Source organism: Bradyrhizobium sp. USDA 3311, from assembly GCF_054062495.1.
Genome location: NZ_JBSSFI010000001.1, coordinates 549304 through 574659, shown reverse-complemented (window position 1 = coordinate 574659; position 25356 = coordinate 549304). Strand labels below are relative to the sequence as shown.

Here is a 25356-nt window from a genome sequence, read left to right as displayed (position 1 = left end):
ATAGTGAAGGATTTCAACAATGGCGCAGAGTGCCGAACACGTGCTCGATCATCTCGAACTGTTCCGCGGTCCAGAATACCAGCAGATGCTGGCCAAGAAGAAGATATTCGAGAATTCTCGCGATCCCGCCGAGGTCGAACGTATCAAGGAATGGACGAAAACGGCCGAATATCGCGAAAAGAACTTTGCGCGGGAGGCGCTGGCGGTAAACCCGGCCAAGGCCTGCCAGCCGCTTGGCGCCGTGTTCGCCTCTGTTGGCTTTGAAGGCACGCTGCCCTTCGTCCACGGCTCGCAAGGCTGCGTGGCCTATTACCGCAGCCATCTGTCACGGCACTTCAAGGAGCCTAGCTCCTGCGTCTCTTCGTCGATGACGGAAGACGCTGCCGTATTCGGCGGCCTGAACAACATGATCGACGGGCTCGCGAACAGCTACAACATGTACAAACCCAAGATGATTGCGGTCTCTACGACCTGCATGGCCGAGGTGATCGGCGATGACCTCAACGCCTTCATCAAGACGTCAAAAGAAAAAGGTTCTGTTCCGGCGGACTTCGACGTGCCGTTCGCCCACACGCCGGCGTTCGTCGGCAGCCACGTCACCGGTTATGACAATGCGCTCAAGGGCATTCTGGAGCATTTTTGGGACGGCAAGGCCGGAACAGCGCCGAAGCTGGAGCGCAAGCCGAACGGGGCGATCAACATCATTGGTGGGTTCGATGGCTATACCGTCGGAAACCTCCGCGAGATCAAGCGCATCTTGGCGTTGATGGGCATTCACCACACAATCCTCGCCGATAATTCTGAAGTCTTCGATACTCCGACAGACGGCGAATTCCGGATGTATGACGGTGGCACGACGCTGGAAGATGCGGCCAACGCGGTTCACGCCAAGGCGACAATCTCCATGCAGCAGTGGTGCACCGAAAAAACGCTGCCATTCGTGGCTGAGCATGGCCAGGACGTTGTATCCTTCAACTACCCGGTGGGCTTATCCGCAACGGATGACGTTATCATGGCGCTGTCACGCATCAGCGGCAAGGAGATCCCCGAGCAACTCGCGCGAGAACGTGGCCGCCTGGTCGACGCCATCGCTGACTCCAGCGCGCATATCCATGGCAAGAAGTTCGCGATCTATGGCGATCCGGATCTTTGCTATGGGTTGGCTGCGTTTCTGCTCGAACTGGGCGCCGAACCGACCCATGTGCTGTCCACCAACGGCAACAAGGCGTGGCTCGAAAAAATGCAGGCGCTGCTCGCAAGCTCGCCATTTGGGCAGGGCTGCCAAGCATACCCGGGCCGAGACCTCTGGCACATGCGCTCACTCCTGTTCACCGAGCCGGTCGATTTTCTGATTGGCAACACCTATGGCAAGTACCTGGAGCGTGATACTGGAACGCCACTGATCCGCATCGGCTTTCCGGTTTTTGATCGGCATCACCATCACCGCTCCCCCCTATGGGGCTATCAGGGCGGCCTGAATGTGCTGGTGAAGATCCTGGACAAGATCTTCGACGAGATCGACAAGAAGACCAACGTTGTCGGCAAAACTGACTACAGCTTCGACATCATTCGTTGATGAGCGACTGTGCGCGCGCCATCGCCCTAGCTCCGATGGCACAAGCACACGACGGTTGACCTTGTAACTAGTGCGCGCTGAGAGGAAAAAAGGATGAGTTCACTAGCGGCCACGGTCCAGAATATTTTCGACGAGCCGGGCTGCGCCGAGAATGGCAGTAAGTCGGAGGCTGAACGCAAGAAGGGCTGCACCAAACAGCTCCAGCCGGGTAGCGCTGCCGGCGGCTGTGCTTTCGATGGCGCCAAGATTGCGCTGCAGCCGTTCACCGACGTCGCTCACTTGGTGCATGGTCCGATCGCGTGCGAAGGTAATTCCTGGGACAATCGCGGCGCGGCGTCGTCCGGCTCGAATCTGTGGCGCACGGCATTTACAACCGATTTGAGCGAAACCGATATTGTATTCGGAGGCGAGAAGCGGCTCTGCAAAGCGATCAAGGAGATCATCGACAAGTGCGACCCGCCCGCCATCTTCGTCTATCAAACCTGCATCCCGGCGATGATCGGCGACGACATCAACGCAGTCTGTAAGGCAGCATCTGAAAGGTTCGCAAAGCCGGTGATCCCGATCAACTCCCCGGGCTTCGTCGGCTCGAAGAACCTCGGTAACAAGCTTGCTGGCGAGGCCTTGCTCGACTATGTGATCGGGACGCAAGAACCGGACTACACCACGCCGTACGATATCAACCTGATCGGGGAATACAACCTTTCGGGAGAGCTCTGGCAGGTGAAGCCATTGCTAGACGAGCTTGGAGTACGGATTCTCTCCTGCATCTCCGGCGATGGCAAATATCGCGAAGTCGCTTCATCTCATCGCGCGCGGGCGGCGATGTTGGTATGCTCAAAGTCCATGATCAATGTCGCACGCAAGATGGAGCAACGCTACAGGATCCCGTTCTTCGAGGGGTCGTTCTACGGTATTCAAGACTCGAGCGAATCGCTGCGCCAGCTTGCCCGCCTATTGGTTGAACGCGGCGCGCCGACAGATCTGCTCGGGCGCACCGAAGCGGTGATCGCGCGCGAGGAAGCTTGGGCCTGGGCTGCAATCGAGCCGTACAAGCCACGATTCGAAGGCAAGAAGGCCTTGTTGATTACCGGCGGCGTCAAGTCATGGTCGGTCGTTGCGGCACTCCAGGAAGCCGGGCTTGAGGTAGTCGGAACCAGTGTGAAGAAATCAACCAGGAAAGACAAAGAGCGCATCAAGGAGCTCATGGGGCAGGATGCCCACATGATCGAGGACATGACGCCGCGCGAAATGTACAAGATGCTGAAGGACGCAAACGCGGACATCATGCTATCGGGCGGCAAGTCGCAGTTCGTCGCGCTGAAAGCGGCGATGCCCTGGCTCGATATCAACCAGGAGCGTTGCCACGCCTATATGGGCTATGTCGGAATGGTCAAGCTGGTGGAGGAGATCGATAAGTCGCTCTCCAGTCCGATGTGGGAGCAGCTACGTCGACCGGCACCATGGGAGGCATTGGCCAAGGCGATGGAGCAGATGCAATCGCCGTTGGCCGCGATCGCCCGCGATCCGGCGCTCGCCGAAACCGCGCGCCGCGCGAGGAAGATCTGCGTGTGTAACAAGGTCGATCTGGGCACGATCGAGGATGCAATCTACGCGCACGGCCTCAGGAGCGTCGCAGCGGTCAGAGAGCATACCAATGCGGTCGGTGGCTGCTGCCAAAGACGCATCGAAGGTATCTTGGTGTCCGAGCCATCTGCCATTCGACAGGCCGCAGAATAGGGAGGCGTCATGGCCATCGTCACGGCGCCGACAAAAGCCTGCGCTGTCAACCCGCTGAAGATGAGTCAGCCGATCGGCGGCGCATTCGCCTTCATGGGGCTGCGCGGGGCGATGCCGCTCCTGCACGGTTCCCAGGGGTGCACATCCTTCGGGCTCACGCTCTTTGTCCGGCATTTCAAAGAGGCAGTACCGCTGCAGACCACCGCGATGAGTGAGGTCGCGACCGTACTCGGCGGCTATGAGAATCTCGAGCAGGCGATACTGAACATCTACAACCGTGCCAAGCCAAAGATCATCGGAATCTGCTCGACCGGTGTCACTGAGACCAACGGCGACGATGTGGATGCCTACCTCAAGCTAATCCGGAGCAAGCATCCGCAACTCGCAAAGTTGCCACTGGTGTATGTCTCGACGCCTGATTTCAAGGGCGCGTTCCAGGACGGCTGGGAGAGAGCTGTGGCGCGCATTGTGGAGGTGCTGGTGGAAGGGCCCAACACCAATGGCCTGCGGGATCAATCGAAGGTGAATGTTCTGCCGGGATGTCACCTCACGCCCGGCGACCTTGATGAACTCCGTGTCATACTGGAGGATTTCGGGTTGTGCCCATCCTTCCTCCCTGACCTGGCGGGATCGCTCGATGGGCATATCCCCGATGAGTTTACGCCAACGACCATCGGCGGCATCGGCGTCGACGAAATTGCGAGCATGGGCCGCGCCGGATGGACGATTGCAATCGGCGCGCAGATGCAGCGAGCGGCAGAGGTCATGCAGGTCAAGACCGGCGTTCCTTTTCGTGTCTTCGAGCGGCTGTGTGGTCTCTGTCCGAACGACGAATTTATGATGTTCTTGAGCGAGATCAGCGGCCGCCCCATACCATTGAAATATCGGCGCCAGCGCGGTCAGCTCGCCGATGCAATGCTGGACGCGCACTTCCATATTGGCGGTCGCAAACTTGCAATCGGCGCTGAGCCAGACCTCCTGTTTGATCTGTCCGGCATGCTGCACGACATGGGCGCGCAGGTGACCGCGGCCGTGACGACCACTCAGTCGGGGGTGATCGAGCGGATCAAGACCAAGGAGGTACTCATTGGCGATCTGGAGGATCTGGAAGGGCTTGCTGAAACAAGGCATTGCGACCTGCTGATCACGCATTCGCATGGCAGGCAAGCGGCGGCTCGGCTGAAAGTCCCGTTCTATCGTACCGGTTTTCCGATGTTCGATCGACTTGGCGCGGGCCACCAACTATCCGTGGGCTATCGTGGTACCCGCAATCTGATCTTCGATATCGCCAATCTCGTGATTGCGCACCGCGAGGAGAACGATCGGCCTACGCCCGATAGATGGCGGACTGCGCCCGGATCGCCACGATGCTCGGGGTATCGCAGCTCCACCGGCGCAGCTGAGAGGTCGACTGCATGAAGGTCGCGTTTGCCACTCAAGACCTGAGACGCGTCGATGCCCATTTTGGTTGGGCAAAGAATATCGCAATCTACGATGTCACGCCTGGCGGGCACGTGTTTCTCAAAGCGATTGAGTTTGAGGACGATCTTAAGGAAGACGGCAACGACGACAAGTTGGCGCCGAAGATCGAGGCGATCAAGGATTGCGCAATCCTTTACGTCGCCGCCATTGGCGGTGCCGGGGCTGCGCGAGTGGTGGCCAACAAGATCCATCCTATCAAGGTGAATAAGCCAGAAAGCATTCTGGTGTTGCTCGAAAAACTCGAGCGCGTACTGAAGGGCACGCCACCTCCCTGGCTGCGCAAGGCCATGGCAAAGGACCGACGGCGTACGTTCGAGTTCGACGAATGAGGTGATATGACCACAAAAATAGAGCAGCAGGGCAGTGCCGTGGACGCGCCGTTCCTCATGGAGTTGATCAAGATTTGGCGCGCTCAGGATACCAACGGAGCCTGGGAGGCGAAGAGCGATCTCGACCTGCTCGAACCCTATATTCTGGACAAGGAGAAGCGGCGCGCATTGCCGATTATCGGTGATCCTGATCCCGATACACTGTGGCGGCTTGAGCTATTCTTCGATGCGGTCGCGCTCTCGATCGAGAGGGTGACCGGCGTGATGATCCAGCCGATTCTGAAGCTGCATCGTGAAGGCTTCGGCCGCGTGGTGCTGATCGGAGGCCGGCTGATCGCCGTAAACAAGCAGCTGCGCGATGTGCATCGCTTCGGCTTCGATAATTTCGTAAAGCTCGCGCAGGAGGGCGACAAATATGTCAGCGACGGAATCGACCTGATTCGGAAATTTCCGGACGTGGCGAACTATTGAGGACACTCATGGGCGATCGTGAAACACTGAAGACAGAACTAAAGAAGCTGTCTGCCAAGGCGATACAAGCCAAGATGGATCTGCACGACCTTTCGGAAGAATTGCCAGTCAACTGGACCTCGATCATGGTGGTGGCGCAGAAGGCGCACAATGCCTATGCCGAACTTGAGCGCAAGACCCTTGATTTGAAAGCGCTGGAAGATACTTAAAAGGGGGCCCGACCCATGTCATTTGCAACGCGCGATGGACGCGACTGGACGCCAGAATATCTGATCTCGATCAATAGCAAGAAGTGCATCGGCTGTGGCCGCTGTTTCAAGGTGTGCGGTCGAGATGTCATGACCTTGAAAGGAATGAACGAGGAGGGGGAACTTGTCGACCTCGACAATGACGAGGACGATGAAATCGAAAAGAAGATCATGGTTCTGAACGATTCGGGCGCTTGCATCGGCTGCGGTGCATGTGCCAGGGTTTGTCCGGCCAACTGCCAGACCCACATTTCAGCCGCAGCGGAAGCTGCGTGAGCGAAGGCGGCGCTCTCTCTCTCTCTCTCTCTCTCTCTCTCTCTCTCTCTCTCGCAGCAGCAGGCGAGATATAGGAAGACTCGTTGGTGATCGGGTAAACCCGCAACGGAGACTCGGGCGGCGGGCTCGAATGGCCCCGATCTTTCACTGAACAGCAAGACGGAACGATCTGCTTAGTCCCGAGGCAAGCCATACCGACTGAGTGGCGCCCCGCTCGCTAATCGCTCTCCTATCGCAGGGTCCACGTTATCGCGAAAGCGCCCTGGCCTTTACGCTGGGCGGGTGATCAAACTGCCTTCGTGGTCTTCATAGATTGCGAATTGCTGGTTTCCGAAGTAGGGACGTTCCTGCGGAGCCAATGGTGCCCATCTTATCCTGTGGCGTGCCCGGTTGCGGGATGGGCAGGAGCGTAAATCGGCCGCGGTGCGCCGGGCGTGGACATTGTCTGCCCGATCATTGCCGATCGCGTTGAAGTGCATGTGATGGCGGCACCTGTGTCCTCCGCAATTCTCCACTGGGGACCGGATGGCGCTGCCGGAATTGGATGGACGGTGCAATTGCGTATGCGAGTTTGCGGACGCCTCGAGCACGCGGCAAAAGCACCGAGCGGAAGTTCTGCTCCACAAGCGCTGGCCAAGCTAATGAATCGGGAGAAGGCGGAGATAGCCTCCGCCTTGCGGAAACAGTTGCAGGCATGGAGCCAGGTGAGTCGTCATCCGAAACAACGGCGCCATGCTCTCTGGTTTCCGTGGCAGCGGGTCGACAGGCCTACGAAGTATCTTTCGAAAGCTGAAGGCAGTGATATCGATACTGAGGGATGCTTCGAGACGGATTCCTCGGACGATAACCCCTCATTTTACTTGGAGCGCGCTCATATGGGGCTGAGCGTGGAGCACAGTGGCTGCAATAGCAGCACCGGGCCTGAAATGACGGACATTTCGCCGTTCCACGCGCGGGCGCAACGGTCTTAGCCTAAAGGAGGCACACGCTCGCCGCGTGCGCCCCTCACTGGCTGGAAGCGAGCGTTCAACCTTTCTGCGAAGGCACTTGCGATGCCGCGGTGGGATACCCCATCCGAGGGCATCGTAACCGGGCCTTCCACAGCGTGGCGATCAACGAGCAGCAACGACCAGCCACCGCGTTTACCTGAGAAAAGTTGGAGCGCGAAAGCTGCAGCTGCGCAGCTAGCATGGAAAGGTCAACAAGGCTCAATGCTCGTGCGAATTGGTCTGAATTATGCGCCCGGGCCAATGAGGTGTGCGGCAATGGCGAAGCTTGCGTTGGATTGTCAGAAACGCGAGCCGTTCCGGCACTTGTACGGTTCTTGCAGGATTGTTTGCACAGCGACAGTGAAGAACGTCTTGCAATAAACGAGCGATGAATGCAGCCAGATGCCATCTATGCGATTTGCGGCTTTAACCACATTCCGAGCCGCCAGGCTATGGGATTTCATCTTATGGTCGTCGATGACGACGGCACTCACCGGCCGTGGTCCATCATTGTGGTGCGCTGGGGCAAAAAGGTGCTTGGCTATGTCAATAAATGCCCGCACAACAGGGTCAATTTGGACTGGGAGCGGAACGAATTCCTCGATCCATTCGGTATCCGGCTGATGTGCGGCAAGCACGGTTCGACCTTCGAACTCGGCACCGGGCGGTGCGTCGAAGGTCCATGTCAAGGTAGAGCGCTCACACCGATCGCGTTGGCAGTTCTGGATGGTGATATCTGTGTCCTCGGCGTGCGTCTTGTCGAAGACGATGCATCGCCCAACAACTGAAGACCGCGCTCAGACCGGCCGGTTCTCGTTGCGGTTTTTCACGGGCTCTATCCTCTTTAGCCCGTCGTCGTACGAGATCTCCTCATAGGACAGATCGAGATCCCTTGCGGCATCGAGGAGGCAATCAAGCTTGCCGCCCGGATCGAGCTTCTTGATGTCGTCCTTGTTGAGCCCGACCAGATCCATCATCTCCTTCCAAACGGTGGATTCATCGCACGGTAGGACGAGGAAATTGATATCACCGAGCTTGATTTGGTATTTCGCTAGCAAATCTATGTTGTTGCAGAACATGAAGTAGCTGCCGTTTGGGCTTAAGGCACCGTCAAGGACGGTCGCGACGTCAGCAAGATACGCGAAGGAGTGCAGGTAGCCGGCCAGCACCGGAATAGTCCGTTCTCCGTCCTGCGCGATTGTCAACACCTGCTCGATCGAATAGTCCGGCGGCCGTTTCTCGTCCGCGACTTGAGTCTGGAATTTTAGTGCGACGTCGCCGCGAAAGCCGAACCGGCCTGGCTTGGTCGTCCCGCCTTTGAGTACGGCATTGAGCAGGCGGCCCTCCTTCTCAAGTCTGCCGAGTGCGGTGTTCTCGATTACAGTCATTAATGTCGTCCTCGATCTAAGCTCTTCACCGACGCCTTGGCCGGTGCCGGATGCGATGCAAATTGCTTGCCGTCGCATGTGTAGCGGCCTTCGGCGTAGCTTAGAAAGAAAACGCGTCAGTGGGCTGCGATCGCCGAAAGTAACCTCGTCAGGAACCCGACACCGGTTCCAAAGCCAACAGGCGCGATCCGAAAAAGTGAGCAGCATCAAGCGTCTGCACGCTGGCACGTGACTTGCCCTTGGCAGCTAAATCCAAGCTGATGAGGATAAGCCGTGATCAATCTGACGGATAGCGCAGTGAATGCAATCAAGAGCGCGATTTCATCGTCGACCCACCCGACCGGCGGTCTGCGCGTTATGATCGAACCAGGCGGCTGCAATGGATTCAAATACAAGATGGATCTGGCCGAGGAACCGAAGCCTGACGACACCGTGATCGAACGCGACGGGCTGAAGGTGTTCGTCGATAACAAGAGCCGCGAGCATCTGGTCGGCACGACCATCGATTTCGTGATGGCACTGGAGAGCTCTGGCTTTACCTTTCATAACCCGAACGCCACCGCGAACTGCTCCTGCGGAAAATCGTTCAGCTGATGAAAAAATCGTTCAGCTGATGAGGAGGAGACATCGAAGCATGCAGGCCGAAGAACAACTGAGGCAATTATCGTGCACTGCGACAGACCGAGCGCGTCGTATTCGCGGCGCTCTCGAAGAGATCCGACCCAATCTGCCACGCGACGGTGGCGACTGTCAGAGGATCGGCATCGATGGCAGGATTATGGTCAGGCTAACCGGTGCCTGTATGTTCTCTAAGCTTTCGAGCGTGACGCTGGAAGGCATTCAGGCGCGGCTGGTCGATAAACTAATCCCCGTTGCTGCTGCAGCCGAGGCAGTGGATTGAGCGAAAATCGAGTGCCGATTTACCTCGATAACAATGCAACGACGCGGACCGATCCATCCGTCGTGCAAGCCATGTTGCCGTTCTTCACCGAGCAATTCGGCAATGCCTCGTCCACGCACGCCTTTGGCAGCGAGGTCGCAGTCGCTCTGAGGCAGGCCCGGCGTAGCTTGCGGGGCCTGCTAGGGAACGCATGCGATCATGAAATCGTTTTCACCTCGGGAGGGACCGAGGCCAATAATGCCGCGGTCCTCTCTGCGCTTGCGACGCAGGAGGACCGCGACGAGATCGTCACGACCTCGGTAGAGCACTCCGCCGTTCTTGCGCTAACCGAGCAATTGGCGACCAAAGGAGTCAAGACGCACATCGTACCCGTAGATTCCCGCGGCCGGCTCGACATCGAGGCGTTTCGCTGCGCGCTCGGGCCACGCACAGCGATTGCTTCGGTTATGTGGGCCAACAACGAGACCGGAACGATGTTTCCTGTGGAGTTTCTGGCCGGGTTGACCCGTGAGGCGGGCGCGCTGTTTCACACCGATGCGGTCCAGGCCATCGGTAAGGTGCGCGTCAACCTAAAGGACAGTGCGATCGACATGCTGTCGCTATCCGCCCACAAACTGCACGGTCCCAAGGGGATCGGCGCGCTATATTTGTGCAAAGGGACAAAATTCCGGCCGCTGATCTGCGGCGGATCACAAGAACGAGGGCGCCGCGGCGGGACTGAGAATATTCCCGGCATCGTCGGCCTGGGAAAGGCTGCCGAGCTTGCGGCGGAGCGGCTCGAACCGGAGCGCCTTCGCATTGGCGCGTTGCGCGACCGCCTCGAGCAGGGAATTTTGCACAATGGCGAGTGCGTTTCGCTCGGCGATATCAGCAATCGGTTAGCGAACACGGCCAACATTGCCTTCGACCATCTCGAAGGCGAAGCCATCGCCCACCATCTCAATCGGGCGGGCATCGCCGTGTCGCTCGGATCAGCCTGCAACTCCGGCTCAATGCAGCCATCGCATGTTCTGCGTGCCATGCAGGTGCCGGCGTGGCGGATGCGCGGCGCGGTACGCTTTTCTCTGTCGCGTGAAACCTCCCTCGCGGAGGTCGATGAGGTCGTGTGCGCAGTTTCCGACATCGTGGCTCGCCTGCGCGCCACCTCCTGCGTCACAGTCGGGGAGTTGACCTCGTGAAAATCATGATCCGCCGGTCTCCGGACGCGGGCCTGTCGATCTACGTGCCAAAAAAGGATCTCGAAGAGCCAATCGTGGAATCCGAGTACGAGACGCTATGGGGCGGCTGGATCAAAGTAGCCAATGGCTGGGTGCTCGATTTGCCCGAGATGGCGAGCGACACACGGTTACCGATCACAATCAACGCTAAAAAACGAGGCGAGAAAGGGGACGATCCGTGAAGGCGCCCCCGCAGATCGACTTTGTCCATGCGGCCGATGCAAAGGCCACTCTCGTGGACATCGCTGCCGGCCTGAGGGCCGCCAGCATTATTCCCTATCTCGGTCCTCGCCTCGCCGAACTGTGCAGATCCGATGTGCCGACCACACCAGAGGCATTGGCCGGCTTCTTCGCCAGCAAGGTTCCGCTGCCGCGGCGGGCTAGGGGCAATGCGTGGGCGTCGGCGCAGCATATCGAGATCAGCAAACATCGGTCCGCCGTGACCGCATTGATGACACAGGCTTTCGCTCGGCCAGTCGAGCCGACGCGGTTGCACCATCATCTTGCGTCCCTGTCGCTGCCCGTCATAGTAGACGCGTGGTATGATGACGCCATGCGCGCGGCGCTGGGTAAGCGCGATGGATGGGGCGAAGTGCAGGGTATCACCCGCGCAGGTATTGGCGAGAATCGCTGGTATCGCTTTTACGATCCGGTTGGCCAAGAGGTCGACAGTGTCGTGGCCGGCAGCTGGGCGACGGTGCTGTACAAGCCGCATGGCAGCGTGCAGCCGGCCAACAATTTCCTTGTCTCCGACGCTGATTATGTCGAGGCGTTGACCGAAATCGACATTCAGACGCCAATTCCGGACATCATCAAGGAAAGGCGAACCGGACAGACCTTTCTCTTCATCGGCTGTCGCTTCAACGACCAGCTGTTGCGTAGCTATGCGCGGCAGATCATCAAGCGCTCGGCCGACACCCACTATGCGATCGTTGATCCGGACGCGCTCTCTCGCAATGAGCTCCGCTTTCTACTCGAGCAAGGCCTGACGCCGCTTGCGATTGGGCTCCCTCGCGCGGTTGAGATACTGCTGACCCATTAGTGGCCTTCTGAAGCCCGCATCCCCCAGCTCGTATCGGCATAGCGAGAAAATCCGTTCAGATGGAGTCGGGTTCCGGCGAGCTTGGCGCGAGAATGAATGCGCAAGTCATGGAGCTCTGCGTGAGAATGACGACGTACCTGTCGCATCGTCAACACGCGCATCATTACTGTTCTTACATGCGCCAGCGCCGATCGTTTCCGCTAACTCGTTGGCGTATGGCTGCAATTTCATCGTCTCCGCCATGGCATGCAAGTTGCTACTCAGCTGCTTGAGGCTCGCTCACGGATGGTCCTGGGAGGCCGATGATGCCTGCAGGGAAAATGAAAATGAACGCGGTCGTCGGACGCGGAAAATATGTCAAAGCTGCAGTGGATAACGGCAAGATGATGCAGCCCGCCGCCGAGCATAAGGGCTGCTGCGCTTCGGCCACGACCGGGCAGGCGAGCTGCGGCTCGCGGGCCGGCCAAGCCGATCTGCCGACCGAAATCTGGGAAAAGGTCAAGAACCATCCCTGTTACAGCGAAGAAGCGCATCATCATTACGCCCGCATGCATGTCGCGGTCGCGCCAGCCTGCAACATCCAGTGCAATTACTGCAACCGAAAATACGACTGCGCCAATGAATCGCGTCCGGGTGTGGTGAGCGAGAAGCTTACCCCTGAGCAGGCGGCAAGAAAAGTGCTCGCGGTCGCGACCACCATTCCGCAGATGACGGTGCTTGGCATCGCTGGTCCCGGCGATCCCTTGGCCAATCCAGCAAAGACGTTCAAAACGTTCGAGCTGGTCGCCAAGGTGGCTCCCGACATCAAGCTATGTCTGTCAACCAATGGACTGGCTCTGCCGGACTATATTGATACCATCGCCAGGTCCAAAATTGAGCACGTCACCATCACCATCAACATGGTCGATCCCGAAATCGGCGCCAAGATCTATCCGTGGATCTTCTTCAACCACAAGCGCTACACCGGCATCGACGCGGCAAGGATACTCACCGATCGCCAGCTGCAAGGCCTCGAGATGCTTAGCGAACGAGGTATCCTGTGCAAGGTCAACTCGGTGATGATCCCAAACATCAACGACGACCACCTGGTCGAGGTCAACAAGGCGGTGAAGTCGCGCGGTGCCTTCCTTCATAATATCATGCCGCTGATCTCCGCGCCCGAGCACGGCACAGTATTTGGCCTCAACGGTCAGCGCGGACCGACGGCGCAGGAATTGAAGACGCTGCAAGATGCTTGTGAAGGGGAGATAAACATGATGCGGCATTGCCGCCAGTGCCGCGCCGATGCGGTCGGTCTACTCGGGGAGGATCGCAGCGCAGAGTTCACCACCGATCAGGTCATGAAAATGGACGTCCAATATGACTTAGAGATGCGCAAGGCTTATCAGGACAGGGTAGAGGATGAGCGTGCCGCCAAAGTCGCGGCCGGCCAAAGGGAGCTTGCGGAATTGGCCGGAGAGATGAGCGCGATCACTCTTCTGGTGGCCGTCGCAACCAAGGGCTCGGGGTTGATCAACGAACACTTTGGGCATGCAAAGGAATTTCAGGTGTACGAACTTTCTACAACCGGCGCCAAATTCGTCGGCCACCGGCGCGTGGACGTTTACTGCCAGGGCGGTTATGGCGAGGAGGACAGGCTTTCCGCCATTATGCGTGGCATCCATGACTGCCATGCGGTCTTCGTGGCCAAGATCGGCGGCTGCCCGAAAAGCAATCTGATCAAGGCGGGGATCGAGCCGGTCGATCGATTCGCCCATGAGTTCATTGATAAGTCGGCGATCGCCTGGTTCAGATCCTATCTGGACCAGGTGAAACGCGGGGAGATTCAGCACGCGCCGCGCGGCGACGCCGCGATCCGGCAAGGAGCTCTGATCTCTGCGGCGTAAGGGGGAATATGTGCCATTCAAGATCATCGCCTCGCAGTGTACGAGCTGCTCAGCCTGCGAACCCTTATGCCCGAACGTTGCCATCTCGGCGAAGGGGGGGACTTTGTGATTGAAGCGGCGAAATGCACCGAATGTGTTGGCTATTTCGACGAGCCGCAATGTGTCGCCGCCTGTCCGGTCGACAATACCTGCGTGGTTGATACGTCCTTACCTCGCTACCAAGCGCCAGCCTAAAGCGTGAGCCCCCATGAACGGCATGCCAAGAGCTGGTGCTGAAAACGTCGCACGCTTCGTGCTGCGCGTTGGGGGCGTCGCAGGCGCCGACGTTCGGTCCCCTTCACGGACGACGACTGCTCTGGATTGCCTTGCGATAGTGCTGTTGCTGGTCGGCCGCACGGCCCTGGAGCATTTCATTCTGCGCGGCGGTCTAAAGGCGCTTCTCGATGGCGAGAGCGGCCTCCCAGGCAGCGCTGCGATCGTCGATATGACTGACGATGCCGCGCGAGCACGAAGTGATGCAGGATCTCGCCTGCGGTGGGCCACGCGGCGTCCCTGCATCTCTACGAGGAAGCGATGCATGAGGAGCGGTACATGAACAGCATTGTTCGCGACAGCGACGTCGTCGAGCTCAGCGACCCGCCTGTCTTCAGCTTTGGCCAAAAGCTGCGAGCCAATCGCACCATCCGCAATGATGGCACCTATCGCGGCAAGGAGATTGGCGACGTCTTAGTCAAGAAGGGAGAGGTGGGTTACGTCGTCTCGATCGGCACGTTCCTGCAGCAATTCTACATCTATGGCGTCGAGTTTCTGGAAAGCGGTTACCGCGTTGGCATGAAGCGCAAGGAACTAGAGCCGGTGGACGCCTGCGAGGAGATCGATGATCTGCCATTGCCGGAGGAGTCATGACTGAGCCCGGCTTTCCGAAGTATCGGCGGGGCCAGCGGGTCAAAACCGTAGTCGACCTCGTCAACGACCGCTCATTTCCCAATACGGAGCCCGAGGGAGTCTTGCTCGCCGCCGGAGCGACCGGCGAGATCATCAACGTCGCTATCCATACCGACGCGAACGTGCCGATCTATATTGTCGATTTTGGTGAGCAGCTGCTCATCGGCTGTCTTGAAGAAGAAATCACAGTGCTTTGAAGGGAGGCTTTCGCTATGAATGCCGCGCTGATGAGGAAGGTAAACGCCGGGCTGGTGCCTCACCCCAACGAGCTCGATCGCAAACGGATCGAGCGCGGCTTGAGCTCGCGCAAGCGTTATCTCTACGTCTCGCCGAACGTGACGCAGGTGAGGGGCGGCTACCTCGTCGAGAGCCCCTGTTGCTCGCACAACATCGACAAGGATGGCGCTCTCATCGATGTCGCGCTGATTCTTTATGATCCCGTGAGCGGGATCTGGAAGCTGTTTTGCAAGAATCACGCGCGAGGAATCTGGGAGTTTTACAGCCTTTACCATCGCTTGACTTCTGCAATCGACGACTTGAACGCGGATCCGGAGCGTCTGTTCTGGCAATGACGAACCACCTTCGACGAGTCATAGAGGAGCCACGATGGCGCTCACCGAGGAGGAATTGATCGAAATCGAGCGGCTGCTTGCAGCCGATGGCACCGAGATGGGTCCGTTTGTCGAGCTGCGGCGCCGCTTTCCGCAGCTTGCTTGGGTGCGCTGTGATGCGTCGGATGTAGCGGATCAGCCGTTCCGGCAGTTTCCTCGTTTCGACCTTCATCTCCTCGATGGATCGGATCACTGCGTGCAGATTACGGCCGATCCGATGCGAGCCACCGGCATCGTACTGGCCAAAAGGAATGTTGGGCGGTGAGCACTGAACTAGAAGAGTATCGGCTTGATGGCGCGCACACTGTGGAGAGAAATGAATTTTTCGTTCCACTGTCCGATTCTGATATCACCTTCGCCGAGCTCTCTGCTGTGGAAACGCTGCTGTGTTCGCCGCAAATCTCCAACGGGCAGATCACTGAGGCGCTTGAGCACGCTTTCGCAGCCTATCTTGGCCGCAAATATGCTGTTGCGGTCTCGAGTGGTACCATCGGGCTCCTGCTTGCGCTGAAGGCGCTTGGCATCGGCCCGGGGCAGGAAGTTATCGCCTCGCCCTACTCCTTTCGTGAGACCGCGCATGCAATCAGTCTCGCAGGCGCACGAGCGGTATTTGCCGATATCGACTATTGGTCCGGAGCATTGATCCCAGCGAAGGCCGAAGAGCGCATCACGGCCAACACGCGGGCGATTGTCGCCGGCAATCCCAGCGGTCATCCCGCGCCATGGTCGGAACTGCGCGCGGTCACGCAGCGCCATCAGCTGCTGCTTTTGGAGGATTCCACCGAGGCGATCGGATCGAGCTACAAGGCTGAGCTCGTCGGCCGGTTTGGCGACCTCGCGGTGTTCGACTTTGCCCAGCCGGCGGCCCTAACCTGTGGCGAAGGCGCAGTGGTGGTGACCGATGATATCGACATCGCGGTCGGCTTGCGTCGCCATCGCGTCCATCGTCTGGACGAGCGCTCCTCCGTTGTTGTCGGGAGCACGGCACCTTACCAGGCCGGCATGAGCGATCTCGCGGCTGCCTTGGGCCTGGCGCAGCTGAAGCGTCTCGATGAAATCCTGGAGCGGCGTCGGTTGGTCGAGCAGCTTTACAACGTACATATGCAATCATTTGAGGGCATCAAGCCGCCTTATGTTGGCCTCCATGTGACCGAGGTGAGCTGGTTGCTTTATCTCGTTCATCTGGGGACACGCTCCACGCGATCGGGGCGCGCCGCCATTATCGATGATCTACGCGACGCACAGGTTGAATCCGCCGCCTATAGCCAACCGCTGCATTTGCAACGGCACTACTTTGACTTCGGCTATCGGCGTGGCGATTTCCTGGTTACGGAAAAAATGGCCGATCGCGCTCTGGCGCTTCCGTTTCACACCCATTTCGCGAACAAGCAGATCGAGTTTATCGTCGAGACCATGAAAGATGCGTCGATCAACGTGGGTGCGGGTGCAGCGATCTACTGAGATGATCGTCATCCACGACACGGAAGCACGAGGATTGAATGGCGATGATCGTAGTTTTTGTCATCGGGAGAGATGGGCAAGGGGATCGAGGATACGTCGTTTGTGGCAGCGTTGTCGGGCGCAGCTCGTGATCCACACAAATGCGGGAGCGCGCCGGATGCCGCTCGAGGAATGTACTCGTCTGGGAAGGCCGCAAGAGAAATGCTCCAAGCGAACGCGAAGAAGACCTGCTCGATAGTAGCAAAGGCGCCGCGTCCAAGGCGCGGCTTGAGCCCCACGCGCCAAGGTGCCAGAAACCAAGCCCATCACAGTCGACAGTCTCGGTTTCCGCTCGGAATCGTCAAAGTTACCAAAACAGGGGATCGGTATGAACTCGCAACAAGTCATAATCCACGTCCGTTTCGGTCCGAACGGGAGGGTGATCCAAATCAGCGAGCGTCCGGCGAAGCTCACGCCGAACCAATGGTTTGATGTCCTCAACGCCCGTGCCAGCTCGGCTTATCGGCCGCTCGCTCGTGGCCGTGGGATTTTTCGGCTGAGCCGGACTGCGATCGATGCTTTCAAGCGGGAAACTGCGGGGCCGGGATGAGCGAACGGATAATCCGCAACCTGATGAGCGATCAGATCGAGGTTTTCGCCGTCTGTCCGGCCGATGCCATCGAGCGGAGTGGCGCCATGGGCTTTAGCCTGTCGCAGATCGATGATAGTGGCGAGAGCCGGCCGTTTCCAATTATTGTGGTGCGCACCTTCGGCAACGACTATTTTAGTTACGTCAACCGTTGTCCGCATGAGAGCGTCTGGCTCAACATCGGCTCCGGTGCGTTTTTCTCGGCGGACCGCGCCTTTCTCAGATGCGGCCGCCACGGTGCAAGATTCGAGATCGACACTGGGATGTGCATCGATGGCCCCTGCGATGGACAATCGCTTGAGCCGGTAGCGCTCGCCGTGATCGAAGGTGACGTCTGCCTATGCGGCGTCAAGCTGCTGGAGGACGATCGGTTCGCCGACCCGTTCGGGGGCAGCGACGAAACCATGGATATCACGATCCATCCGGACTAACGAGCCTATCGCTTTGCTGTTGCTCAAGCTGCCTGGGGCGCTTTGCCGTCGGATGAGGCCGTCGTACTCGTGAGCGTTAGCGCGGATGCGTGTCACGGCTTTTGACTTGTGAGACAAAACAGGCAGCCCGCCGGATTGCGGCCTTGCACCCTGCGACCTCCGCCGCACCAAGAAGCTGCTCTTGCGCTAGCTCGCCAAAATCGAGCCGGCTGGCAGGAGATGCTTCCTGCTGCCGGCGGTATGTTCGAGCGGGAAATGCCCCCGGCGGCTGGAAGTTCGCCGAGGGCATCGTCTGGGGGGACCCAGACTGACAGGACCGTTTAGGCAGGAGGAATGACGATCCTGTGTCAGAAGTCTTTGGCGGCCGGCGCAGCTGGCGTTATTGCCTGCGTTGCAACTGCAATGCCAAACCTCAGCTCGTGCGACGTCCTTAGCGAATGGCGCCACCATCGTCAGCTAGGGACCAGTTAGGAGCAGATGCATTAATGAGCACGTGCTCGTTGTTCCGCATTTGCCGCTGCAAGCGCGTCTTGACATGTATCGTCCGAAGCGTGGGCCCAATCTGGGACCGCTGGGTTGCCGGTTTGCCGTTGCTGCCAATCGGGATTGCGGCCGGCTTGGTCTGCAGTCCCAAAAGGTGGCTCGGCGATCATCCCTGCCTCGTTGGGGCCTTCGCGACAGCCGCTGTCTATTGAGGCAAACGATAGATCGGCAGCAGCGGAACGCAGCGTCCAGCTTCAGGGCGAAAAAGATGCTGTGGGCTCGCGCCGGACGGTGCGGCTAGCCGACCACGCCATGGCAGAACGGAGCGCTCGATCCACCGCGCGATCGTCGAGGATCAAGGCTCCTCGATAGGCGGCACGAAGATCATGAAGATCGCTGCTCATTCCAAGATATGATAGCGCAAGAGCTGGGAAAAATAACCAAGAGTCTAGCTCATTCTGCGTACAAGCTGCCGAAGGTTGAAGCGGGAGGTCAAACGCTATGCGAGGTTTGTCGTGTCCGAAACAGAAGCGAACGACATTGTCGCAACCTCGGCAATAATTGTGAGTCGCGCCAGGCAGAGCAAGGGATCATTGCAGAAACGAACGTTACGCGTCTGGTGTGCAACTTGCTTTTGAGAAGTTGGATGGTGAGCAAGTGATGCGTATCGCGATGATGAAGGTTGGAATTGATCAAGGAGGCTGCTTCGGACGCGAAGATATCTATCGCTGATCTTCAGCGACCACAGTAACTATGGCGCCCGCTCATTTCGCCTGCGTTCGCAAGCGCGAGTGGGAATCAGTAGCATTAATCGGTCGATGCGGCATTCAATCATAATAGATTGTGGGGGCGATGTGATCACACCTTGTCTCCTTTCAGATGAAGCCGATTGATCACAGGGTAGGCGCATGAACTCAGAAACCGAATTCGAACTTCCTCAACTTTATAGGCATCATGTCTTTGCTTGCCACACGCAGCGTCCGCCAACTCATCCGCACGGCAGTTGTGGCGCCTCCGGCGCGCAAACCCTGTGGGATCGAATGGGCAAGGCGATCGAAGCGCAAGGCCTCAACGATGTTGGCTTCACGATGGCAGGCTGCCTTGGCTTTTGTAACTGTGGTCCCTTGATGGTCGTCTATCCCGACGGAGTCTGGTATCGCGCGACCACGCCTGAGGACGTTGACGAAATCGTAAACTCCCACCTCAAGCAGGGCAAACGTGTCGACCGCCTTGTGATGGTGCTAAAGCGAAGCTAGAGGCTTCGCTTAGCGGCCATTTGCCCGGGCTAGTAAGCATGGACGGCTTGTCCATCCATGAGCTGGCCGCTCGGAGCTCGGATCGCCTGAGGTTGAGCGGGGGCGTCACGCTCCCGGTCTGCCTTGGCGCGGCGTGCCGCCTTTGTTCTCCGGCCCAATAAGCAAATGGCGCCTTTGCAATGCGCGACGAAAGAAGAATATGATCATATGCTGGGTCGATCTGTTTGTGTACCGTCACTCCATGCCGCGCGATCCGTAGCTCACAGCGAGAGCAATGCTGCGAATGGCTCCCCGCGTCTCGCGAGATGACGCGTCGTTGGCGCGTCATCTCACTCCCCGCTTGCACTGCGGTGAGGTTAGGGGACGCGCTCGATAAGCTCGCCGCGTCCGGGTTGATCAAACGGATTCCGCTTTCTGGTCCCGTTCTAGCGTCAGAATTTGTAAGTGACGCCGCCGCTGAGGAGCCATGGGTCGATATTGGCGCGCCCGGTGACGGCAATCGCATTGTTTACGGTCGCGGAGTACTCCGGCCGCAGCCACAGCTTCTTCACGTCAAAGTTGAGGCCCCAGTGACGATCAAGCATGTAATCGAAGCCGAATTGGACCGCCGCGCCGAATTGGTTGCTGATGCGCAAATCCGTTACGGCAAGACCGCCGAGCGACGTATTGGCTGCCGATTGGTTGAAGAATGCGGTGTAGTTGACGCCCGCGCCGATATAGGGCTTGAGCGGGCCGAAATCGGTGAAGTGATATTGCAGGGTCAGTGTTGGCGGCAACAGCCAGGCTTTGCCGATATCGAGCCCAGTGAGCGCGCCATTGCCGCTGATGTGATGGCTGGTCACGCCGAGAATGAGTTCGGCGGCAACGTTTTTTGTGAAGAAATAGGTGATGTCGAGCTCGGGTATGGCTTGCTCGCTGATCGAAAGCCCAGAACTTGGTGAGGACAGCAGGGGCGCCCCGGCAACGCTGACCGAGCTGCCTGCGGTATCCGGCAAAACGCCGAGCACGCGCAGGCGAATCATCCATGGATTGAAGGGTTCGATCGGAGGCGCTTTGTAGTAGACCGGCGCCGGACCCAGATCCGCGGCCAGTACCGAGATGCTGGCCAACGAGGTCGCGAGCGCGAGGAGCGATGCCGTCGTCAGAACTGTCCTTGTTCTCATCTTATTCTCCATTCCAAATTCCGCGCGAAGAGCCGCGCGAGATCTCTGTCACACAGCGGGAATGGCGAAGGATTTGATACCGATCAAAATGGGAGCGGCCATAGCGCAATTATGCCGCTAAGTTGCATAAGGATCACGGCCGGGAAGCGTGGTGGTCTGTTCTGATCGTTATTCAATTCAAGAATCCGTCTAAGCCGAATCTCTTCAAAAAACTGTCTCTCGGCTTGGTACTCTGAACCAATCCGGGCCACGGAGGTTATGCGTGATAAAGGCGGCAACTGCGGCGGCCTCTCACACACTGCATAGGCGAGAAGTGCGGCATTCGAGCGCAATATGGGCGATGCCGCCTTGCGGAGCAGCTACTCGCTCGGGTCGTCTCAGCGAAGGTCCTGTCGACTACTACCCGTGAAGGAAGCCGGAAGTGGGAAACGTCATTCTTTGCTTCGTCTGATGGTTTGGGGGGGCGCTCCGCCGTTTCCTCACCTCTGCGGACAACGCGTGCGGTTTGCTTCGTGCAAGCATTCCTCGACATCATTTTGCGTCTTGCCACCAAGCAGTGACAGCACGGGCTCATGATCGAGTCCGGCACATCGTGCCCCGTCTACGTCGATCAGCGGTCGTCGTATCAGGAGCGGATCGCCTACCATCAATGCGAGTGCGATTGCCGCGTCGATAGTATCGGGATTGACTTCGCCTGACTTGATACGGGGTGCGGCTCGGTTGAACCAGGATTCGACGGGCATATTGCCGAAGAAGAACGCGCAATTCCTCCGCATCCCATGGCTCCTTCAAGATGTCTTCGGCGATCACGTCGTGACCGGCGGACTTCAGCGCTTGAATCTGACGCGCGTTAGTGGCGCAGCCGGGCTTCTGCTAAAAGATCATTGTCGCCACGACATACCCATGTAGACGCGCTTAGCTGAACGATTCGCGCGGCGCTGCTGCTTCCGGGAGCCCATTCGAATTTATTGCCGATCATCTCCAATGTCAGCGCACCAAGCGCCGTACCGTATGTGCAACACTCGCCGCTGGTCCGCCAGGTTTCGAGCTCGACCGACATATTCACTCTCCTCAAATCGCCCGGCTTGCGAGAAGAGCGGCAAGTTCCGTTCCACACCTGAAGGCATCGGAACAGGTCCCGCCAAATCGGCATTTCGCGTTGATGGTTGTGGTCGTTGTTAGTTTTCTGACAGCCGCGCAGATCCAAAACAGCCAGGATCACTCACCGGCTGGTTGGTTTTTAGAAACGTAATCAGAAGCTTAAGGAGCGCGGTCAGCGTTGGCACGGCGGTTGCTAATAAGCGGCAGCAACACTGAGTGAGGGCTGAGTGCACGCCGACGCGTAAGGCGAGCGATGCGCTCCTTCCCTTGATCCCGTGTGCCCCCGTTTCTGAGAGAGAAACAAGCTCGCGCGCAAGAAGCGCGCAACTTTTGGCAAATCGGTTGATGGAGAGCAAAATGTCTTCACTGAGACAAATCGCGTTCTACGGGAAGGGCGGCATCGGCAAGTCGACCACTTCGCAGAACACGCTGGCGGCGCTGGCCGAGATGGGTCAGAAAATCCTGATTGTAGGGTGCGATCCGAAAGCTGACTCGACCCGCCTGATTCTGCACGCCAAGGCGCAAGACACGATTTTGAGCCTTGCAGCGAACGCCGGCAGCGTGGAGGACCTCGAGCTCGAGGACGTTATGAAGGTCGGCTACAAGGACATTCGCTGCGTGGAGTCCGGTGGTCCTGAGCCGGGTGTCGGCTGCGCCGGACGCGGCGTCATCACCTCGATCAATTTCCTGGAGGAGAACGGCGCCTACGAGAACATCGACTATGTCTCATACGACGTGCTCGGCGACGTCGTTTGCGGTGGCTTTGCGATGCCAATCCGCGAGAACAAGGCGCAGGAAATTTATATCGTGATGTCCGGTGAAATGATGGCGATGTATGCCGCAAACAACATTTCCAAGGGCATCCTGAAATACGCGAACTCTGGCGGCGTGCGGCTGGGCGGTCTGATCTGCAACGAGCGGCAGACCGACAAGGAGCTGGAACTGGCGGAAGCGTTGGCCAAGAAGCTAGGCACTCAGCTGATCTACTTCGTGCCGCGCGACAACGTGGTGCAGCATGCCGAGTTACGCCGCATGACGGTGCTCGAATATGCACCCGAGTCCAAGCAGGCGGATCACTATCGCAATCTTGCGACCAAGGTTCACAATAATGGCGGCAAAGGCATCATCCCGACCCCGATCTCCATGGACGAGCTCGAGGACATGCTGATGGAGCATGGCATTATGAAGCCCGTGGACGAATCCATCATCGGCAAGACCGCCGCCGAACTCGCGGCCTCGTAAAGGTCGCGAGTCGCGGCCTCGTGAAGGCGCGCGACGGATGCCGGTCTCCCTCACCGCCCATCCCGGGAGGCCGGCATTCTGACGATCGACCCTGACCAAAACCAGGTGCGGCGGAGCAAACCTGACCACTGTGGAAACCCGCAAAATTATGTCCGAAGCGCACTTCCTTCCGTTCATCGCTGCTTGTGCCGTTGATTCCAACGGCCTGATGCACAGGGGAATTGCAACCTACCGCCTGCTCACCGGTGTGCCTCCTGCAGATGCCGATATTGCCATTGACAGCAATCTCGATCGCCATGTCCTGGCGTCTATCCTGGCGGCTGCCACAATGGATGGTGGCTCCCTTCCCGAGAAGGCCGGCCTGTCCGGCCTTGAACTGGCGGCCTTGCTGGAGCAGTACTTTCCCTCGCTTGAGATCAAGCTCGTGGAGCAGATCTCGGCTTTCAAGTGCGAAGAGGACGACGAGATCGCAATGCTGCGTGATCTCTTGCTCAAGCAACGCTCGACGGAAGGGGATATCGGCCGCTGGCTGGCTGCGATGATCGCGCGCCGCGCCATTGGGCCAGACCATCTGTGGGAAGCTCTCGGCTTGCGCAATCGTGGCGAACTCTCTCGGCTGCTGAGCCGCCATTTCGCGCCGCTCGCCGCGCGCAATGTCAACAATATGCGCTGGAAGCGCTTCTTCTACCGCACCCTTTGCGAGAATGAAGGCCTCGTGATGTGCACAACACCCGTGTGCAAGCAATGTGGCGACTTCAACCTCTGCTTCGGCGAAGAAAGCGGTGAGAGCCGGATGGCCGAGCGTCGGCGCGATGTTCTGCCGCAGGCGGCTCGGCCGGTCCTTGCCGGCGTCTGGCAATCTGAACTGCCACAAAGGTCCGCGATCGCACCGTCATCCGAGAAAGCCTCGCCGGAATTGGTAAGCCGCACGGGAGGTTGAGGGCGCGGCTGACGCCGTTTCGATGCGAGCGAGTGACCATGTGTCCAAGGCGGCGGCGGTCCCCAGTGCTCCGCGACAATTCTCACATCCTGGCGCGCCGCAATTACATTAACGTTCGAACTCGGCGCAGCAACAGGCAAGGCGTCCGGTTCATGAGCGTGTCGCATTTGCGACAATCCATTTGCGGAAGAACGCCGAAGACGGAAGCGTTAGCTTCGTCGATGGCTTCCTCGGACGACGGGCTGGCATGCTGGTTGCTGAAGCGTAGGTAGATCAAACTATGAGGAGCTCTCGCGTGATTGCCGCCAGCACCGCCGCCAAATCGTCTTGGTCCGACCAGGTGTGCACCAAGCCCACCGTGCTCAACGACACGACATTACGCGACGGCGAGCAGGCACCTGGCGTTGCGCTCACCACAGAGGAAAAGCTGGCGATCGCGCAGGCTCTGGCGCGGGCCGGAATCACGGAGATCGAGGCGGGAACGCCGGCGATGGGCAACGAGGAGATCGCCGCCGTCCGCGCCATTGTCGAAGCAAATCCTCCGCTGACCACCATAGGCTGGTGCCGGATGCGGGAATCGGATGTCGACGCGGCGATCGAAGCAAAGGTGTCCATGATCAATATGTCGATCCCGACCTCCGATCTCCAGATCGTGGCCAACCTAGGTGGTCATCGTGACCTGGCGCTGGAACGGGTCAAGCGAGTGGTAAGCTATGCCTGTGAGCGCGGACTTAAGGTCACCGTCGGTGGTGAGGACTCATCCCGCGCCGACATCGAGTTTCTCATCAGACTGATGGCAACTGCAAACGCCGTGGGCGCATGTCGCTTTCGTATTGTAGATACGCTTAGCGTGCTCGATCCCGACGCAACCTACGCGCTGATCAGGAATTTGCGTGCGACCACTGATCTCGAACTCGAATTTCACGGTCACGATGATCTCGGACTCGCAGCCGCCAACACGCTCTCCACCATCAAGGCTGGCGCGAGCCACGCCTCAGTGACCGTCATCGGGCTGGGCGAGCGGGCCGGAAATGCACCGCTCGAGGAAATCACGGTCGCACTCAAGCAGCTCTACGGGCGCGAGACCGGCAACATACTTCGGCAGCTCGAGAACGTTGCCGCGGTGGTAGCAGCCGCGGCCGCACGTGCGATTCCGATGAACAAGGCGATCGTCGGAGAGCATGTATTTACGCACGAGTCCGGCATTCATGTCGTTGGCCTTTTGAAGGATCAACGCACCCATCAATTGCTTGATCCCGTTTTGCTTGGCCGCTGCAACCGCTTTGTGATCGGCAAGCATTCCGGACGTGCGGCGATCACCGCGTTACTCGATGAACTGCAGCTCGTCGCCAGCGCCGACCAAGCCCAGACAGGTCCTGTCGCAAGTCCGCAAATATGCCATCGAGCACAAGCTGCCGGTCGAGCGCGAAACCGTGGCGGCGATCTGGCGCGACGTGTGCGGATGCCTGACATCCCACCCCGCGTGAAAAGCCATGTCCAGAGCGTTTGCGTCGACCTTCGCACACCGGCGCGCCGCCAGGACGGTGTCC

At 58.6% G+C, this 25356-nt stretch carries 27 protein-coding genes and 3 pseudogenes; 26 read left to right on the top strand and 4 right to left on the bottom strand.

What is annotated here, in order from left to right; all coding sequences use genetic code 11:
- Positions 1–19 precede the first annotated feature (19 nt).
- The 9 genes from nifK (at position 20) to ACVWW6_RS02690 (ending at position 7899) form a co-directional block, all read left to right on the top strand.
- Positions 20–1576, top strand: coding sequence for a nitrogenase molybdenum-iron protein subunit beta (gene nifK, locus ACVWW6_RS02730; protein WP_097669294.1), 1557 nt, complete (start codon positions 20–22; stop codon positions 1574–1576).
- Between the two features lie 93 nt (positions 1577–1669).
- Positions 1670–3316, top strand: coding sequence for a nitrogenase iron-molybdenum cofactor biosynthesis protein NifE (nifE, locus tag ACVWW6_RS02725; RefSeq protein WP_456680092.1), 1647 nt, complete (start codon positions 1670–1672; stop codon positions 3314–3316).
- 9 nt (positions 3317–3325) lie between these two features.
- Positions 3326–4735, top strand: coding sequence for a nitrogenase iron-molybdenum cofactor biosynthesis protein NifN (gene nifN, locus ACVWW6_RS02720; protein ID WP_097669292.1), 1410 nt, complete (start codon positions 3326–3328; stop codon positions 4733–4735).
- On the top strand, positions 4732–5127 hold the full coding sequence (gene nifX, locus ACVWW6_RS02715; protein WP_456680091.1) for a nitrogen fixation protein NifX: 396 nt from the start codon (positions 4732–4734) through the stop codon (positions 5125–5127). Before nifN ends, nifX begins: the two co-directional genes overlap by 4 nt.
- A gap of 6 nt (positions 5128–5133) precedes the next feature.
- Positions 5134–5598: a NifX-associated nitrogen fixation protein gene (locus ACVWW6_RS02710; RefSeq protein ID WP_097669290.1), complete on the top strand. Its 465-nt coding sequence runs from the start codon at positions 5134–5136 to the stop codon at positions 5596–5598.
- A gap of 8 nt (positions 5599–5606) precedes the next feature.
- A complete protein-coding gene (locus ACVWW6_RS02705; protein ID WP_097669289.1) occupies positions 5607–5807 on the top strand; it encodes a CCE_0567 family metalloprotein in 201 nt (66 codons plus the stop codon).
- Between the two features lie 15 nt (positions 5808–5822).
- Positions 5823–6122, top strand: coding sequence for a ferredoxin III, nif-specific (gene fdxB, locus ACVWW6_RS02700; protein ID WP_161533243.1), 300 nt, complete (start codon positions 5823–5825; stop codon positions 6120–6122).
- Positions 6123–6556: 434 nt separating this feature from the next.
- Positions 6557–7093 (top strand): hypothetical protein, encoded by a 537-nt coding sequence (locus ACVWW6_RS02695; RefSeq protein WP_161533244.1) that lies wholly within the window; start codon positions 6557–6559, stop codon positions 7091–7093.
- Between the two features lie 410 nt (positions 7094–7503).
- Positions 7504–7899, top strand: coding sequence for a Rieske (2Fe-2S) protein (locus ACVWW6_RS02690; RefSeq protein ID WP_097669287.1), 396 nt, complete (start codon positions 7504–7506; stop codon positions 7897–7899).
- Between the two features lie 9 nt (positions 7900–7908).
- Here the strand turns inward: ACVWW6_RS02690 and ACVWW6_RS02685 are convergent, their stop codons facing one another.
- On the bottom strand, positions 7909–8499 hold the full coding sequence (locus tag ACVWW6_RS02685; RefSeq protein ID WP_161533245.1) for a hypothetical protein: 591 nt from the start codon (positions 8497–8499) through the stop codon (positions 7909–7911).
- 273 nt (positions 8500–8772) lie between these two features.
- Between ACVWW6_RS02685 and ACVWW6_RS02680 the strand changes: the two genes are divergently transcribed.
- The 14 genes and pseudogenes from ACVWW6_RS02680 (at position 8773) to ACVWW6_RS02615 (ending at position 19360) form a co-directional block, all read left to right on the top strand.
- A complete protein-coding gene (locus tag ACVWW6_RS02680; RefSeq protein WP_097669285.1) occupies positions 8773–9093 on the top strand; it encodes a HesB/IscA family protein in 321 nt (106 codons plus the stop codon).
- Positions 9094–9133: 40 nt separating this feature from the next.
- The gene (locus ACVWW6_RS02675; protein WP_097669284.1) at positions 9134–9400 is read left to right on the top strand and encodes a NifU family protein; all 267 of its coding nucleotides are present in this window, start codon (positions 9134–9136) and stop codon (positions 9398–9400) included.
- Positions 9397–10578 (top strand): cysteine desulfurase NifS, encoded by a 1182-nt coding sequence (gene nifS / locus ACVWW6_RS02670; protein WP_097669283.1) that lies wholly within the window; start codon positions 9397–9399, stop codon positions 10576–10578. Before ACVWW6_RS02675 ends, nifS begins: the two co-directional genes overlap by 4 nt.
- On the top strand, positions 10575–10799 hold the full coding sequence (gene nifT / locus ACVWW6_RS02665; RefSeq protein WP_097669282.1) for a putative nitrogen fixation protein NifT: 225 nt from the start codon (positions 10575–10577) through the stop codon (positions 10797–10799). The genes nifS and nifT overlap by 4 nt, the downstream gene beginning before the upstream one ends.
- The gene (locus tag ACVWW6_RS02660) at positions 10796–11659 is read left to right on the top strand and encodes an SIR2 family NAD-dependent protein deacylase (protein WP_456680090.1); all 864 of its coding nucleotides are present in this window, start codon (positions 10796–10798) and stop codon (positions 11657–11659) included. The genes nifT and ACVWW6_RS02660 overlap by 4 nt, the downstream gene beginning before the upstream one ends.
- Before the next feature lie 326 nt (positions 11660–11985).
- Positions 11986–13545, top strand: a complete 1560-nt coding sequence (gene nifB / locus ACVWW6_RS02655) for a nitrogenase cofactor biosynthesis protein NifB (protein ID WP_271554227.1) — start codon at positions 11986–11988, stop codon at positions 13543–13545.
- 10 nt (positions 13546–13555) lie between these two features.
- Positions 13556–13779: pseudogene (locus tag ACVWW6_RS02650) on the top strand (4Fe-4S binding protein).
- Between the two features lie 357 nt (positions 13780–14136).
- On the top strand, positions 14137–14451 hold the full coding sequence (locus tag ACVWW6_RS02645; RefSeq protein WP_097669310.1) for a nitrogen fixation protein NifZ: 315 nt from the start codon (positions 14137–14139) through the stop codon (positions 14449–14451).
- Positions 14448–14687 carry a nitrogen fixation protein NifZ gene (locus ACVWW6_RS02640; protein WP_161533248.1) on the top strand — a complete coding sequence of 80 codons (240 nt, stop codon included), beginning with the start codon at positions 14448–14450 and terminating at the stop codon, positions 14685–14687. Before ACVWW6_RS02645 ends, ACVWW6_RS02640 begins: the two co-directional genes overlap by 4 nt.
- A gap of 15 nt (positions 14688–14702) precedes the next feature.
- Positions 14703–15062, top strand: a complete 360-nt coding sequence (locus ACVWW6_RS02635; protein ID WP_097669278.1) for a DUF3024 domain-containing protein — start codon at positions 14703–14705, stop codon at positions 15060–15062.
- 34 nt (positions 15063–15096) lie between these two features.
- Complete coding sequence (locus ACVWW6_RS02630) at positions 15097–15366, top strand: hypothetical protein (protein ID WP_271554231.1); 270 nt, start codon at positions 15097–15099, stop codon at positions 15364–15366.
- Positions 15367–15407: 41 nt separating this feature from the next.
- Positions 15408–16562: a DegT/DnrJ/EryC1/StrS family aminotransferase gene (locus tag ACVWW6_RS02625; RefSeq protein WP_456683113.1), complete on the top strand. Its 1155-nt coding sequence runs from the start codon at positions 15408–15410 to the stop codon at positions 16560–16562.
- A 612-nt stretch (positions 16563–17174) separates the two neighbouring features.
- Complete coding sequence (locus ACVWW6_RS02620) at positions 17175–17621, top strand: Rieske (2Fe-2S) protein (protein WP_456680089.1); 447 nt, start codon at positions 17175–17177, stop codon at positions 17619–17621.
- Positions 17622–19012: 1391 nt separating this feature from the next.
- Positions 19013–19360: a (2Fe-2S) ferredoxin domain-containing protein gene (locus ACVWW6_RS02615; protein ID WP_161533249.1), complete on the top strand. Its 348-nt coding sequence runs from the start codon at positions 19013–19015 to the stop codon at positions 19358–19360.
- Between the two features lie 431 nt (positions 19361–19791).
- Here ACVWW6_RS02615 and ACVWW6_RS02610 read toward each other — a convergent pair whose 3' ends face one another.
- From ACVWW6_RS02610 to ACVWW6_RS02600, 3 genes and pseudogenes are all read right to left on the bottom strand, one after another.
- Entirely contained in the window at positions 19792–20535 is a 744-nt protein-coding gene (locus tag ACVWW6_RS02610; protein ID WP_161533250.1) for an OmpW/AlkL family protein, read from the bottom strand.
- A 467-nt stretch (positions 20536–21002) separates the two neighbouring features.
- A pseudogene (locus tag ACVWW6_RS02605) lies at positions 21003–21363 on the bottom strand (ArsC/Spx/MgsR family protein).
- A gap of 10 nt (positions 21364–21373) precedes the next feature.
- The gene (locus tag ACVWW6_RS02600; RefSeq protein WP_202633241.1) at positions 21374–21583 is read right to left on the bottom strand and encodes a hypothetical protein; all 210 of its coding nucleotides are present in this window, start codon (positions 21581–21583) and stop codon (positions 21374–21376) included.
- Positions 21584–21981: 398 nt separating this feature from the next.
- On the opposite strand from ACVWW6_RS02600, the gene nifH reads away from it, so the two are divergent.
- From nifH to nifV, 3 genes and pseudogenes are all read left to right on the top strand, one after another.
- Positions 21982–22866, top strand: coding sequence for a nitrogenase iron protein (gene nifH, locus ACVWW6_RS02595; protein ID WP_097669307.1), 885 nt, complete (start codon positions 21982–21984; stop codon positions 22864–22866).
- A gap of 148 nt (positions 22867–23014) precedes the next feature.
- Positions 23015–23806 carry a nitrogen fixation protein NifQ gene (locus tag ACVWW6_RS02590; protein ID WP_271612494.1) on the top strand — a complete coding sequence of 264 codons (792 nt, stop codon included), beginning with the start codon at positions 23015–23017 and terminating at the stop codon, positions 23804–23806.
- A 280-nt stretch (positions 23807–24086) separates the two neighbouring features.
- Positions 24087–25293 (top strand): annotated as a pseudogene (gene nifV, locus ACVWW6_RS02585) (homocitrate synthase).
- The last annotated feature ends 63 nt before the right edge of the window (positions 25294–25356 follow it).

Excerpts from the sequence above, each read along its gene's own strand:
- ACVWW6_RS02610 (WP_161533250.1), bottom strand. The coding sequence starts at position 20,535 with ATGGAGAATAAGATGAGAACAAGGACAGTTCTGACGACGGCATCGCTC.
- ACVWW6_RS02620 (WP_456680089.1), top strand. The coding sequence starts at position 17,175 with ATGAGCGATCAGATCGAGGTTTTCGCCGTCTGTCCGGCCGATGCCATC.
- nifE (WP_456680092.1), top strand. The coding sequence starts at position 1,670 with ATGAGTTCACTAGCGGCCACGGTCCAGAATATTTTCGACGAGCCGGGC.
- ACVWW6_RS02705 (WP_097669289.1), top strand. The coding sequence starts at position 5,607 with ATGGGCGATCGTGAAACACTGAAGACAGAACTAAAGAAGCTGTCTGCC.
- nifH (WP_097669307.1), top strand. The coding sequence starts at position 21,982 with ATGTCTTCACTGAGACAAATCGCGTTCTACGGGAAGGGCGGCATCGGC.
- ACVWW6_RS02635 (WP_097669278.1), top strand. The coding sequence starts at position 14,703 with ATGAATGCCGCGCTGATGAGGAAGGTAAACGCCGGGCTGGTGCCTCAC.
- ACVWW6_RS02685 (WP_161533245.1), bottom strand. The coding sequence starts at position 8,499 with ATGACTGTAATCGAGAACACCGCACTCGGCAGACTTGAGAAGGAGGGC.
- ACVWW6_RS02710 (WP_097669290.1), top strand. The coding sequence starts at position 5,134 with ATGACCACAAAAATAGAGCAGCAGGGCAGTGCCGTGGACGCGCCGTTC.
- fdxB (WP_161533243.1), top strand. The coding sequence starts at position 5,823 with ATGTCATTTGCAACGCGCGATGGACGCGACTGGACGCCAGAATATCTG.
- nifK (WP_097669294.1), top strand. The coding sequence starts at position 20 with ATGGCGCAGAGTGCCGAACACGTGCTCGATCATCTCGAACTGTTCCGC.
- ACVWW6_RS02640 (WP_161533248.1), top strand. The coding sequence starts at position 14,448 with ATGACTGAGCCCGGCTTTCCGAAGTATCGGCGGGGCCAGCGGGTCAAA.
- ACVWW6_RS02675 (WP_097669284.1), top strand. The coding sequence starts at position 9,134 with ATGCAGGCCGAAGAACAACTGAGGCAATTATCGTGCACTGCGACAGAC.
- ACVWW6_RS02590 (WP_271612494.1), top strand. The coding sequence starts at position 23,015 with ATGTCCGAAGCGCACTTCCTTCCGTTCATCGCTGCTTGTGCCGTTGAT.
- nifN (WP_097669292.1), top strand. The coding sequence starts at position 3,326 with ATGGCCATCGTCACGGCGCCGACAAAAGCCTGCGCTGTCAACCCGCTG.
- ACVWW6_RS02600 (WP_202633241.1), bottom strand. The coding sequence starts at position 21,583 with ATGTCGGTCGAGCTCGAAACCTGGCGGACCAGCGGCGAGTGTTGCACA.
- nifX (WP_456680091.1), top strand. The coding sequence starts at position 4,732 with ATGAAGGTCGCGTTTGCCACTCAAGACCTGAGACGCGTCGATGCCCAT.
- ACVWW6_RS02630 (WP_271554231.1), top strand. The coding sequence starts at position 15,097 with ATGGCGCTCACCGAGGAGGAATTGATCGAAATCGAGCGGCTGCTTGCA.
- ACVWW6_RS02645 (WP_097669310.1), top strand. The coding sequence starts at position 14,137 with ATGAACAGCATTGTTCGCGACAGCGACGTCGTCGAGCTCAGCGACCCG.
- ACVWW6_RS02615 (WP_161533249.1), top strand. The coding sequence starts at position 19,013 with ATGAACTCAGAAACCGAATTCGAACTTCCTCAACTTTATAGGCATCAT.
- nifB (WP_271554227.1), top strand. The coding sequence starts at position 11,986 with ATGAACGCGGTCGTCGGACGCGGAAAATATGTCAAAGCTGCAGTGGAT.
- ACVWW6_RS02690 (WP_097669287.1), top strand. The coding sequence starts at position 7,504 with ATGCAGCCAGATGCCATCTATGCGATTTGCGGCTTTAACCACATTCCG.